General features: G+C 61.5%; 13 protein-coding genes. 8 read left to right on the top strand and 5 right to left on the bottom strand.

Annotation, left to right across the window (positions count from 1 at the left end; translation table 11 throughout):
- The first annotated feature begins 45 nt into the window (after positions 1-45).
- The 3 genes from mpl to ACLBW8_RS19905 are packed head-to-tail and all read left to right on the top strand — an operon-like array spanning position 46 to position 2,298.
- Complete coding sequence (mpl, locus tag ACLBW8_RS19915; RefSeq protein ID WP_447806142.1) at positions 46-1,395, top strand: UDP-N-acetylmuramate:L-alanyl-gamma-D-glutamyl-meso-diaminopimelate ligase; 1,350 nt, start codon at positions 46-48, stop codon at positions 1,393-1,395.
- On the top strand, positions 1,392-2,021 hold the full coding sequence (gene ubiX / locus ACLBW8_RS19910; RefSeq protein WP_003219402.1) for a flavin prenyltransferase UbiX: 630 nt from the start codon (positions 1,392-1,394) through the stop codon (positions 2,019-2,021). Before mpl ends, ubiX begins: the two co-directional genes overlap by 4 nt.
- On the top strand, positions 2,014-2,298 hold the full coding sequence (locus ACLBW8_RS19905; RefSeq protein ID WP_447806141.1) for a YceK/YidQ family lipoprotein: 285 nt from the start codon (positions 2,014-2,016) through the stop codon (positions 2,296-2,298). Before ubiX ends, ACLBW8_RS19905 begins: the two co-directional genes overlap by 8 nt.
- Before the next feature lie 132 nt (positions 2,299-2,430).
- Here the strand turns inward: ACLBW8_RS19905 and ACLBW8_RS19900 are convergent, their stop codons facing one another.
- From ACLBW8_RS19900 to ACLBW8_RS19890, 3 genes are all read right to left on the bottom strand, one after another.
- A complete protein-coding gene (locus tag ACLBW8_RS19900) occupies positions 2,431-3,072 on the bottom strand; it encodes an oxidoreductase (RefSeq protein ID WP_064454293.1) in 642 nt (213 codons plus the stop codon).
- 29 nt (positions 3,073-3,101) lie between these two features.
- Positions 3,102-4,820 (bottom strand): C13 family peptidase, encoded by a 1,719-nt coding sequence (locus tag ACLBW8_RS19895; protein ID WP_064454292.1) that lies wholly within the window; start codon positions 4,818-4,820, stop codon positions 3,102-3,104.
- A gap of 105 nt (positions 4,821-4,925) precedes the next feature.
- On the bottom strand, positions 4,926-5,381 hold the full coding sequence (locus tag ACLBW8_RS19890; RefSeq protein WP_128587790.1) for a MaoC family dehydratase: 456 nt from the start codon (positions 5,379-5,381) through the stop codon (positions 4,926-4,928).
- A 159-nt stretch (positions 5,382-5,540) separates the two neighbouring features.
- On the opposite strand from ACLBW8_RS19890, the gene ACLBW8_RS19885 reads away from it, so the two are divergent.
- The 3 genes from ACLBW8_RS19885 to ACLBW8_RS19875 are packed head-to-tail and all read left to right on the top strand — an operon-like array spanning position 5,541 to position 7,222.
- Positions 5,541-5,894 (top strand): CidA/LrgA family protein, encoded by a 354-nt coding sequence (locus ACLBW8_RS19885; protein ID WP_064454290.1) that lies wholly within the window; start codon positions 5,541-5,543, stop codon positions 5,892-5,894.
- Positions 5,891-6,607, top strand: a complete 717-nt coding sequence (locus tag ACLBW8_RS19880) for an LrgB family protein (protein ID WP_064454289.1) — start codon at positions 5,891-5,893, stop codon at positions 6,605-6,607. The genes ACLBW8_RS19885 and ACLBW8_RS19880 overlap by 4 nt, the downstream gene beginning before the upstream one ends.
- Before the next feature lie 21 nt (positions 6,608-6,628).
- The gene (locus ACLBW8_RS19875) at positions 6,629-7,222 is read left to right on the top strand and encodes an LON peptidase substrate-binding domain-containing protein (RefSeq protein ID WP_447806140.1); all 594 of its coding nucleotides are present in this window, start codon (positions 6,629-6,631) and stop codon (positions 7,220-7,222) included.
- Here ACLBW8_RS19875 and ACLBW8_RS19870 read toward each other — a convergent pair.
- Entirely contained in the window at positions 7,216-8,532 is a 1,317-nt protein-coding gene (locus ACLBW8_RS19870) for a bifunctional DedA family/phosphatase PAP2 family protein (protein WP_447806139.1), read from the bottom strand. The genes ACLBW8_RS19875 and ACLBW8_RS19870 overlap by 7 nt on opposite strands.
- 113 nt (positions 8,533-8,645) lie before the next feature.
- Positions 8,646-9,329: a DNA-3-methyladenine glycosylase gene (locus ACLBW8_RS19865; protein ID WP_447806138.1), complete on the bottom strand. Its 684-nt coding sequence runs from the start codon at positions 9,327-9,329 to the stop codon at positions 8,646-8,648.
- 175 nt (positions 9,330-9,504) lie between these two features.
- Between ACLBW8_RS19865 and ACLBW8_RS19860 the strand changes: the two genes are divergently transcribed.
- Both ACLBW8_RS19860 and nadD read left to right on the top strand, forming a co-directional pair.
- Positions 9,505-10,770, top strand: coding sequence for a glutamate-5-semialdehyde dehydrogenase (locus ACLBW8_RS19860; protein WP_128587784.1), 1,266 nt, complete (start codon positions 9,505-9,507; stop codon positions 10,768-10,770).
- Positions 10,770-11,414, top strand: a complete 645-nt coding sequence (gene nadD, locus ACLBW8_RS19855; protein WP_048724668.1) for a nicotinate-nucleotide adenylyltransferase — start codon at positions 10,770-10,772, stop codon at positions 11,412-11,414. Before ACLBW8_RS19860 ends, nadD begins: the two co-directional genes overlap by 1 nt.
- Positions 11,415-11,441 lie beyond the last annotated feature (27 nt).

Below are 11,441 nucleotides of genomic sequence, written 5' to 3'. Positions count from 1 at the left end.
GCCCCTCCCTGCGCTAACCTGCCTCGATGTTTTACGAGGTCAACCATGCACATTCATATTCTCGGTATTTGCGGCACATTCATGGGCTCGATGGCGGTTCTGGCCAAAGAATTGGGCCATCACGTCACCGGCTCCGATGCCAACGTTTACCCGCCCATGAGCACGCAACTACAAGCCCAGGGTATTGAGTTGACCCAAGGCTACGATCCTTCGCAATTCGACCCGGTCCCGGACCTGGTGGTGATCGGCAACGCCATGGTGCGTGGCAACCCGGCGGTCGAGTACGTACTGAATAAAGGGTTGCCTTATGTCTCCGGCCCCCAGTGGTTGGCGGACCATGTACTGCAAGGCCGTTGGGTGCTCGCGGTGGCCGGTACTCACGGCAAGACCACCACCAGCAGCATGCTGGCCTGGGTGCTGGAGCACGCGGGCATGAGCCCGGGCTTCCTGATCGGCGGTGTGCCGCAAAACTTCTCGGTGTCGGCGCGTTTGGGCGATACACCGTTTTTCGTGATTGAGGCGGATGAATACGACAGCGCTTTCTTCGACAAGCGCTCCAAGTTCGTCCATTACCGCCCGCGCACCGCGATCTTGAACAACCTCGAGTTCGATCACGCTGACATCTTCCCCGATTTGTCGGCCATCGAGCGTCAGTTCCACCACTTGGTGCGCACCATCCCGAGTGAAGGCCTGGTCATCCATCCGACCACCGAGCCTGCCTTGCAGCGGGTGATCGAGATGGGCTGCTGGACCCCCGTGCAAACTACCGGTGCGGGCGGGCAGTGGCAGGTCAAGTTGCTCAGCGAAGACGGCTCCAGGTTTGAAGTGCTGTTCGAAGGCGAAGCACAGGGCATTGTCGAGTGGGGCATGACCGGCCAGCACAACGTCGCGAATGCCTTGGTGACCCTGGCAGCCGCGCGGCACGTGGGCGTGGTGCCTGCCATGGGCATCGCCGCGTTGAGCGCGTTCAAGAGCGTGAAGCGGCGTATGGAAAAAGTCGCCGACGTGAATGGGATTACCATCTACGACGACTTTGCCCACCACCCGACGGCGATTGCCACCACGCTGGATGGCCTGCGCAAGCGTGTCGGGGAGGCCAACATCATCGCGATTGTCGAGCCGCGTTCCAATTCCATGAAGCTTGGCGCACACCGTGATGGCCTGCCGGAAAGCGTCAATGACGCCGACCAGGTGGTCTGGTACGCACCGGCCAACCTCGGCTGGGACCTGCCGGCCATCGCCGCGCTTTGCACGGTGCCATCAACCGTCTGCGATTCCATCGAGGGCATCATTGAACACGTCAAGCATCAGGCCAAGCCCGGCACCCATGTGGTGGTCATGAGCAACGGCGGTTTCGGCGGCCTGCACGGCAAGCTGGCCGAGGCGTTGAAATGAGTGGCCCGGAACGCGTCACCCTGGCGATGACCGGCGCCTCCGGCGCTCCGTATGGCCTGCGCTTGCTCGATTGCCTGGTGCGCGAAGACCGTGAGGTGCACTTTTTGATCTCCAAGGCTGCGCAACTGGTGTTGGCCACCGAGACCGATGTCGCGCTGCCGCCCAAGGTGCAGATGATGCAGGCGTTCCTCACCGAATACACCGGTGCGGCGGCGGGTCAGATCAAGGTTTATGGTAAAGAGGACTGGATGTCGCCAGTGGCCTCCGGCTCGGGCGCACCGGCGGCGATGGTGGTGGTGCCGTGTTCCACCGGCACCTTGTCGGCGATTGCCACGGGTGCCTGCAACAACCTGATCGAGCGTGCGGCGGACGTGACCTTGAAGGAGCGTCGCCAGTTGATCCTGGTGCCGCGCGAAGCGCCGTATTCGAGTATCCACCTGGAGCACATGCTCAAGTTATCAAACATGGGCGTGACCATTTTGCCGGCATCGCCCGGGTTCTATCATCAGCCGCAGACCATCGATGACTTGGTGGACTTCGTCGTGGCGCGGATTCTCAACCTGCTGAATATTCCTCAGGACATGCTGCCGCGTTGGGGCGAGCACCATTTGAGCAGTGATGAATAAGGTGCTGCTGGTGGTGTTGGCGTTGCAACTGACGGGCTGCGCCACGGCGTGCACGCTGGATGCCGCGCAGCCTGGCGCACCGGTGGTGTATGCCGGTACGCGCCTGGATTTGTATGCTATTAACGGCGGCTGCTGCGCCAAAGATCGCTTTGGCGCTGAGGCACCGAGCTATCCACATGTCGATCTGCCGGCCAGTGCGGTGCTCGACACCTTGCTGTTGCCGTTGTCGTTATTGACGGTGTTGGGCGTGGGGTTTAATGCAACCGGCGGGCTTTAACCCCAGACTTATAAGCGACCTGAATCTATTGTGGGAGCGGGCTTGCTCGCGAATGCGGCGTGTCAGTCAGCTTATGCATCGACTGAAACACCACATTCGCGAGCAAGCCCGCTCCCACATTTTTAGATCGTATTACTTGCCGAGCTTACGCAACTCATCCGACTCCACCACCCGCACGCCGTCCTGCTCTTCCAGCGCCAGGCGCCACATGGCACGGGCCAGTTCGCAGACTTCAATGCCGTGATACTTGCCCGGAATCAAGCGCGACAATGTCCCGACCACCTGCTCGGCCAAGCGCGGCTCCAGTCGTTCGCCCAGCAGTAATGAAGGTCGCACGATGGTCAGTTGTGGCCAGTCCTGCGCCCTCAACGCCTGTTCCATCTCGCCTTTGACCCGGTTGTAGAAGATTGAGGATTTCGGGTCGGCGCCAATGGCGCTGATGACGATCAGGTGCCGTGCGCCCATTTCCCGTGCGCGCTTGGCGAAGGCCACCACCATGTCCAGGTCGACAGCGCTGAAGGCGGCTTCGGAACCCGCCTGCTTGATGGTCGTGCCCAGGCAGCAGAAGGCGATGTCCACCTGGCCGCTCAGTTGCGGCAGGAACACGGCCGGGTCACCCACGGGGTTTTCCAGGCGTGGGTGTTCGGCCAGTGGTTTGCGGCTCGGCGCGAGTACGCGGGTCACCGTGGGCTCATTGAGCAGGCGGTCCAGCAGGTGCTCGCCCGTCAGCCCGGAGGCCCCGGCAAGCAAAATATGCTGAGGTGTCAGGTACATGGTGTTTCCCCCTTGTTACACGTTACAGCTTAGTTGCCTTTGGCTTCCTTGCTATTCATTGAGACGCTTTCGAGCGCCTTTCGTGCCTGCTGTTTACGTAATAGTTGCCAATGGGCGATCACCCCTTTGGGGGCCCAGATCTGCGGTTCGGAGGCTTCGAAGTTGTCCGCCTGTTCGCGTTCGGCTACATGCAGTTGGGCCAGTTTGAAGGCTTGCTGCAAGTCATCGGTCTGGTTGAAGGCTTGCGCGAAAAGGGCATCGCCAAAGTAGGTGAAGTCCGCCTCTTCCGAGCAACCGAACGACACGCGGTCGGCACGGGAGGCCGTCATGATCAGCGTGCGCTCATCCTTCAGTGCCGGGATAAACCCGCCCGAGTAGCAGGCGGAAATCACGATGATTTTGTCGCGGTTCTTCAGCGGCGCGAGCACGGCGGCCAGTTCATCGGCGGGCAGGTCGGCGAGTTCCATGCGCGGTTGGTCCAGCACCAGTTCGTGCTCGTGGGTGCCGTGGCTGGTCATGTAGATAAACACCAGGTCTTGCGGCCCGGTGCGCTCGGCCAGGGTTTGCACCGCACGGCGCAGGCTTTCGCGGGTGGCCAGGGGGCGGTCGGCGATGTGGTCGCGGTGGTTGACCAGGCGAATCTGCCCGCGCGCACCGAAGCGGGTGGCGAGCATGTTGCTGACGTAATCGGCCTCACGCAGGAACACGCTTTGCTTGCCATCACCGGCCAGCGCCAGGGTGTATAACTCGACGGCGCCCGTTGAGGGCGGCACGGCGGCGAGGGCGGCATCGAGCAAGCGGCCTTGGGCCAGTACGCCGATTTCCAGCGGGTCGGGCAGCAGCTTGCCGTCGGCATCGCGCACGCGCATGCCGTTGACCCAGGTGCCGGCCTGCACCGTGCCGTCGCTGAGTACGAGGGTGCCGATGCCTTGATAGCTGTCGCTGTCGAAGCCGCCGATATAGAAGCTGCCGTCGGTGAGGTTCAGGCGGCCTTGGCCAGAGAAGCGCCATTCACTGAACTGACCGACATAGTGGCTGCCATCGACGCCAATCAGCTCGCCTTTGCCACTGAGTGCGCCTTCCTTGAACTGGCCGATCCACACGTCGCCGTCGGCGTTTTCATAACGGCCTTTGCCATTGAGTTGGTTCTGTTTGAACTGGCCGACATAGATATCGCCGTCGGCGCTGTTGAAGGTGCCGTTGCCTTCGAGCTGGCCGTCGACAAAGTGGCCGCTGAACTGGTTGCCACTGTCGTCGTTGCGCTGGCCTTCGCCATTCGGTTTGCCGTGGGCGAACTGGCCCTGGTATTGGCTGCCGTCGGCCAATTCCAGGCGGCCGAGGCCGGAGTACTGGTCGTCTTTGAATTCGCCGCGATAGGTCATTTGCCCCTCTTTGAGGGTACCTTCGCCATTGCGTCGGCCGTTCTTGAAACCGCCGACGTAGCTGCTGCCCGCCGTGGTCAGGCTGCCCTGGCCGTCGAACAGGCCTTGCTGGAACTGGCCTTTATAAACCTCGCCGTTGCTGCCATGCCATTCGCCCTGGCCGTGCCACTGGCCTTTGTCGAACTGGCCGGCGTACCAACTGCCGTTGGGGTAGTCCACGCGGCCCTGGCCTTGCAGCAAACCATTGACCACATCGCCACGGTAGCGGCCGCCGTCGGGCAGGCGCGCATCGGGCGGCAACAGCGATTCGCCGTCTCCGCAAGCGGTGAGCAACAGGGCAAGGGCAAGGGGAGCGAGTGGGCGCATAGCGGGATCCGGATAATTGAGCGCCGAGTATGCCGCAGCTGCGAGTTTCATACATAAATTTACATACACTGTGGCAAGGTTTCTCACCTCGCCACAGGCATAGCCTTATACGAAGTAGAGTGACAACGACTCGGCGACGTAAGCAGGCTTTTCCTGGCCTTCGATTTCCAGGGTGGCGGTGGCCTTCAGCAGCCATTGCCCCGGTTTTTTCTCGGTGACGTCGTTGAGGGTCACGTTTAGCCGGACCTTGGAGTCAACCTTCACCGGCTGGATGAAACGCACGCTGTCCAGCCCGTAGTTGACGGCCATCTTCAGGCCTTCGGGCATGATCAGGATGTCTTCCATGAGCTTGGGCATCAGCGACAGCGACAGGAAACCGTGGGCGATGGTGCTACCGAATGGCGTCTTGGCGGCCTTGACCGGGTCGACGTGGATGAACTGATGATCGCCGGTGGCCTCTGCGAACAGGTTGATACGCGCCTGGTCGATGGTGAGCCATTCGGAACGTCCCAGTTCCTTGCCGACATAATCTTTGAGTTGCGCTACAGGTACATAGGGCATTGCGACTCTCCTTGGTTCATCGTTTTTTATAGGTGTGCGAAATCCATCTTAGATCATCATGGGCAACCAGCCCGGTCAACCCACCATGCTTTTGGCGAATGCCGGAGCATAGGGCCGGCGTGCTTATAATGCGGGCGAGCGTCGAGGGGGAGAGAACGCATGCTGTTACGTGGCCTGACATGGCTGGTGCTGTTTCAATTGATTGGCACCGCCATCAATCATTTGCTGTTGCCGGTGCTGCCGGGGCCGATCATCGGGTTGCTGCTGATGCTCGGTTTTCTGATCTGGCGCGGTGAAGTCGGCGAGCCCTTGAGCCTGGCCGCCAGCAGCCTGTTGCGTTATTTGCCGTTGCTGCTGGTGCCGCCGGCGGTGGGCGTGATGGTGTATGCCAAGGACATCGCCGCGGACTTCTGGGCCATTGTCGGCGCACTGGTGTTGTCGCTGGTGATTGCCATGGGCTTTGTCGGCGTACTCATGCAGTCCATGGTCAAGCGCAAGGAGAAGGATCAATGACCGTCGACTGGCAGGGCGCTTGGACGGCAGTGATTCATCACCCGCTGTTCGGCATCGGTATCACCCTTGGAGCCTATCAACTGGTGCTGGCGGCGTTCGAGAAAACCCGCTGGATCTTCCTGCAACCGGTACTGGTGTCGATGCTGCTGGTCATCGGCGTGTTGCTCTCCTGCGGCCTGACTTACGCCGAGTACCGCAAGAGCACCGAGATCATGGGCATCCTGCTCGGCCCCGCGACCGTGGCCCTGGCGGTGCCGCTCTTTTTGAACCTGCGGCGGATTCGCCAATTGTTCTGGCCGATTTTTACTACGCTGGTGATAGGCGGTGTGGTGGCTACCGGCTTGTGCGTCTTGCTGGGCTGGTGGTTTGGCGCCGAACACAGGATGCTGATGACCATGGCGCCCAAGTCGGTTACCTCACCGATTGCCATGCTGGTGGCCGAGCAGATCGGCGGCGTGGCCGCGTTGGCGGCGGTGTTTGTGCTGATTACCGGAGTGATCGGTGCGATGATCGGCCCGGCTTACTTGTCACGATTGGGTGTGCACAGCCCCGAGGCGCGCGGCATGGCCCTGGGCATGACCGCCCACGCCGTCGGCACTTCGGTGGCCTTGCAGGAAAGCGAAGAGTGCGGTGCCTTTGCGGCGCTGGCCATGAGTCTGATGGGTGTGGCCACGGCGGTTTTTCTGCCGCTTGCCGTGTCCGTGATCGTTTAAACCGGGTTTAAGGAAACCTTTATGAGTCTGGCGCTGTTCCCGCTCAATACCGTGCTGTTCCCTGGCTGCACCCTCGATTTGCAACTGTTCGAGGCGCGCTACCTGGACATGATCAGCCGCTGCATGAAAAAGGGCGAAAGCTTTGGCGTGGTGTGCATCCTCGACGGCAGGGAAGTGGGCGTGGCCCCGGACGGCTACGCACTGGTCGGCTGTGAAGCGCTGATTCGCGATTTCAAGCAGCAGGATAACGGCCTGCTGGGGATTCGCGTCGAAGGCGGGCGCCGGTTTCGCGTGCGTGACGCCGGGGTGCAGAAGGACCAGTTGCTGGTGGCCGAGGTGCAATGGCTCGAAGAATTGCCGGACCAGCCTCTGGAAGAAGAGGACGCTGACCTGCTGGCGTTGCTGCAGGCCCTGGCCGAGCACCCGATGGTCGCCTCGCTGGACATGGGCACCCACGCCGATGGCCAGCAAGCCCTGGGCAATCAGCTGGCTTATCTGTTGCCGTTCACAGAGGCCGACAAGATCGACCTGCTGCAACTCGACGATCCGCAGCAACGCCTGGATGCAATCCAGATGTTGCTCGACGAATTGCAGGGCGAACTGTTCCCTCAGTAGGCGTAGCGCAACAGGGCGTGAGGTGTGCCGGTGAGGGCGATAACGCTGAGCACCGCCACCAGCACCGGAAGCAGCAGCCACCAGGTTTTTTGCGGCATGGCCGGCAGCGGGCTTCGATACTGGATAATGGTCAAACTGAACGCGCACACCGTCATCGCCAGCAGCGTGCCGGCGAGGATGTCCGTGGGCCAATGCGCCCCCAGGTAAACCCGTGACAGCGCAATAAAGGCGGCCGGAATACAGCCCAGCAGCATCCAGGTCAGGCGCAAGCGCGTGGGTTGCCCACGACCGGCCAGCACGGCCAGAGCCAGGAAAAACGCGAAGGCGCCGGAGGCGTGACCGCTGGGCATGCTGAAACTGGTCAGCGGGTCTGTGAGGATTTCCGGTCGACCACGGGCAAAAAACAGTTTGGTGCCGGTGTTGATCACCGCCGCCCCGGCCAAGGTGGCGCCGACAAACACGGCGTGCCGCCATTGCCGTGCCAGCAGCAACACGCCAGTAAACACCGCGCTGGCGACAAACATCTTCTTGAACTCACCCAATTGGGTAATCCGCACCATCACCTCGTCCAGCCATGGGCTGCGGTGTTCCTGCACCAGTGCGCTAAGGCCCTGATCGAAGTTATGAAGGTGCGGGTAGCCGATAAACAGCGCGATCAACAACGTCAGGCTGGCGCAGCCAATCCACAACGTGGCGCGACGATGGCCGCGCAGGCTGCTGTTCAAACTCAGCCCCAGCAACACCGCCAGGCAGGCAGTGACTATTCCGGCCTCCGGCCAGAAACCTTCCGGCAGCGGCAGGCGGAACGCGGCACCGGTTGCCCAGCCCGGCAGCAGATAAGCCACCGACCAACCGGCTGCGGCCACAATGCTCACGGCGGCAAAGCGCGGGAAGGGCATGTCGCACATCCCGGCCACCATCGGCAGCATCGGACGCAACGGGCCGATAAAGCGCCCTACAAGTAGACTGGCGATACCGTACTTATGGAAGTAGGTTTCTGCGCCATTCATCCACTCAGGGTGGTGGCGCAAACCCGGAAGCCGCCGAATGTTCTGATGAAAGTGTCGGCCCAGGAAGTAGGAAACCCCGTCACCGAGCAAACCGCCGAGGAAACCCAACAGCAAGGTTTCACTCAGGGATAACGCACCGCTGCCCGCCAGTGCGGCAATGGCAAACAGCAATACCGTGCCCGGCACGATCAGCCCGGCAATGGCCAGGCATTCCACGCACGCGACGACAAACACCGCCACGGCCAGCCATTCGGGGTTCAGGGTTAGCCAGCCGGTAATGCTATCGAGCCATTGGCCCATACAATCAACTCCCTTTATTCAATACATAACCTGAGACGCTGAAGATCAATTGTGGGAGCGAGCAAGCCCGCTCCCACATTCGATCCGTTGCGCGGCCGGTCTCAATGTTCAATTCAAATCAAAAAATAATCACGGCCTTCGACCTGGCCCCGGCGCAGCGGGTTCCGAGTGCAATAGGGCGCGTAGCCAGCATCGACGAAACGGTACATCAGGTGTTCATCACGGCCGCTGGGAATGCCCAGGCGAGTGGTCTGGATAATGTGCGTCGGGGCCTGGCCCACGTCTTCGACATAAAGCAACGCGGGGTCAAAGCGCTTGGCATCCCACATCGGCACTTTCAGGCCCAGGGCTTTGCACAACAGGGTCTGGCCGGCGCAGAGTTTCTGCGATGGGCGAGGGTGGCCGCTGGTGTCCGGGTTGTTCAATAGCATCTGCGCCAAGCTGGCCGGGCCAGACACGTCATCGACCCAGGGATAGGCCGATTTGATCAGCACGGCATTGCCGGGGCCCTGGGCGCTGAAGTTCAGCGAATCACCACCACGGGCGTAGTACATGTAGATGTGCCCCCCATCCAGAAACAAAGCCTTACGCTTTTCTGTGTAGCCAAGCGACGCATGGCTGCCTTTTTCGGCCACGTAATAGGCTTCGGTTTCAATAATTCGCGCGGAAAGCCACAAATCGCCGACGCGATGGCGTATGACTTTTCCGAGTAGTTCTCGCGCAAGAACTTGCGCGTCACGGTCGAAGAAGCTGTCGGGCAGGGCGCTGGCGGGGGGCTGCGGAGCAAAACTGGGCATGGCTGTCTGGGGTTAATACGGCTAAATGTGACGGAATAATAACAACTCCCGCCTTAATTACGGCTGAACCCCAGGTTTTTACAGTTCATTTCGACCATCCGCCCCACACCGCTGTCAGTCGGGCGGCGTCACAGCTATAATCTGCCGCTTTCCTCTTTGCCAAGACTCCCTGACCATGACTGAGTCCGTTCTTGACTACATGACCCGCCTGGGTCGCGCTGCCCGGCAGGCCTCGCGGTTGATCGCCCGTGCGAGCACTGCGCAGAAGAACCGCGCCCTGTTGGCTGCCGCCGATGCTCTGGATGCTTCGCGCTCCGAGCTGGCTGTCGCCAACGAACGGGACCTGGCCAACGGCCGCGCCAATGGCCTCGAGCCAGCCCTGCTGGACCGCCTGGCGCTGACGCCCGCGCGTATCGACGACATGATCGAAGGCCTGCGTCAGGTGGCCAAGCTGCCTGACCCCATCGGTGAAATCCGCGATATGCGCTACCTGCCGTCCGGCATTCAGGTCGGCAAGATGCGTGTGCCCCTGGGCGTCATCGGCATCATTTATGAGTCGCGCCCGAACGTGACCATCGACGCTGCGAGCCTGTGCCTCAAGTCGGGCAACGCGACCATCCTGCGTGGCGGTTCCGAGGCGATCAATTCCAACCGCGCCATTGCCGCCTGCATTCAGCAGGGCCTGGCGGTGGCCGAGTTGCCTGCCGAAGTGGTGCAAGTGGTGGAAACCACCGACCGCGCCGCCGTAGGCGCGCTGATTACCATGCCGGAATTTGTCGATGTGATCGTGCCGCGCGGTGGCAAGGGCCTGATTGAGCGCGTCAGCCGTGATGCCAAAGTGCCGGTGATCAAGCACCTGGACGGCGTGTGCCACGTGTTCATCGACGTCGCCGCCGATATCGACAAGGCGATCCGCATCGCCGACAACGCCAAGACCCACCGCTATGCCCCGTGCAACACCATGGAAACCCTGCTGGTGCACGTCGGCATTGCCGATCGCGTGCTGCCGCCGCTGGCTGCCATCTACCGGGACAAGGGTGTGGAATTGCGTGGTTGCGAGCGTACCCGTGCGCTGCTGGGCGCGGACGTGATCGAGGCGACTGAACAAGACTGGTACACCGAGTACACGGCGCCGATCCTGTCGATCCGCATCGTCGATGACCTGGACCAGGCCATCGAACACATCAACAAGTACGGCTCCAAGCACACCGACGCCATTGTTTCCGAGCATTTCAGCGATGCCCGGCGTTTCCTCAACGAAGTGGATTCCGCTTCGGTGATGGTCAACGCCTCGACGCGTTTTGCCGACGGCTTCGAGTATGGCCTGGGGGCGGAGATCGGCATCTCCACCGATAAGCTCCACGCACGCGGCCCGGTTGGCCTGGAAGGCCTGACCAGCGAGAAGTACGTGGTGTTCGGCGACGGTCATGTGCGCACTTGATGGCTAAACGCATCGGGCTGCTCGGCGGTACTTTCGACCCCGTGCACATCGGCCATTTGCGCAGTGCCCTGGAAGTCGCGGATGCCCTCGCGCTGGATGAGTTGCGCCTGGCACCCAATGCCCGGCCGCCGCATCGCGATACGCCGCAGGTGTCAGCGCAGCAGCGCCTGGAAATGGTGCGCCTTGCCGTAGACGGCATACCGCCGCTGGTGGTGGACGACCGTGAGCTCAAGCGCGATAAACCGTCCTACACTGTCGATACCCTGGAGCTGATGCGTGCCGAACTGGCCGCAGATGACCAGTTGTTTCTGCTTTTGGGCTGGGACGCATTTTGCGGCCTGCCCTCTTGGCATCGCTGGGAGGAACTCCTCCAGCATTGCCACATCCTGGTTTTGCAACGCCCGGATGCCGACAGCGAACCGCCGGATGCCTTGCGCAACCTGCTGGCCGCGCGGTCGGTAAGTGACCCCTTGGCCCTGACCGGGCCGAACGGGAATATTGCATTCGTCTGGCAGACCCCGCTTGCGGTGTCTGCCACCCAGATCCGTCAACTGCTGGCCAGCGGGAAGTCGGTACGTTTCCTGGTGCCTGACGCGGTCCTGGCCTACATCGATGCGCACGGGCTTTACCGTGCGTCGAACTGAAAAGGCGCGCTTGAACGCACGAACAAT

The sequence above is a fragment of the Pseudomonas sp. M5A4_2d genome (genome assembly GCF_053345295.1).
This window is presented reverse-complemented; position numbering and strand designations above follow the sequence as displayed.

Coding starts and splice junctions, on each gene's coding strand:
- ACLBW8_RS19880 (WP_064454289.1), top strand. CDS start 5,891: ATGACCGTCGACTGGCAGGGCGCTTGGACGGCAGTGATTCATCACCCG.
- nadD (WP_048724668.1), top strand. CDS start 10,770: ATGGCTAAACGCATCGGGCTGCTCGGCGGTACTTTCGACCCCGTGCAC.
- ACLBW8_RS19875 (WP_447806140.1), top strand. CDS start 6,629: ATGAGTCTGGCGCTGTTCCCGCTCAATACCGTGCTGTTCCCTGGCTGC.
- ACLBW8_RS19860 (WP_128587784.1), top strand. CDS start 9,505: ATGACTGAGTCCGTTCTTGACTACATGACCCGCCTGGGTCGCGCTGCC.
- ACLBW8_RS19905 (WP_447806141.1), top strand. CDS start 2,014: ATGAATAAGGTGCTGCTGGTGGTGTTGGCGTTGCAACTGACGGGCTGC.
- ACLBW8_RS19890 (WP_128587790.1), bottom strand. CDS start 5,381: ATGCCCTATGTACCTGTAGCGCAACTCAAAGATTATGTCGGCAAGGAA.
- ubiX (WP_003219402.1), top strand. CDS start 1,392: ATGAGTGGCCCGGAACGCGTCACCCTGGCGATGACCGGCGCCTCCGGC.
- ACLBW8_RS19900 (WP_064454293.1), bottom strand. CDS start 3,072: ATGTACCTGACACCTCAGCATATTTTGCTTGCCGGGGCCTCCGGGCTG.
- ACLBW8_RS19865 (WP_447806138.1), bottom strand. CDS start 9,329: ATGCCCAGTTTTGCTCCGCAGCCCCCCGCCAGCGCCCTGCCCGACAGC.
- ACLBW8_RS19895 (WP_064454292.1), bottom strand. CDS start 4,820: ATGCGCCCACTCGCTCCCCTTGCCCTTGCCCTGTTGCTCACCGCTTGC.
- mpl (WP_447806142.1), top strand. CDS start 46: ATGCACATTCATATTCTCGGTATTTGCGGCACATTCATGGGCTCGATG.
- ACLBW8_RS19885 (WP_064454290.1), top strand. CDS start 5,541: ATGCTGTTACGTGGCCTGACATGGCTGGTGCTGTTTCAATTGATTGGC.
- ACLBW8_RS19870 (WP_447806139.1), bottom strand. CDS start 8,532: ATGGGCCAATGGCTCGATAGCATTACCGGCTGGCTAACCCTGAACCCC.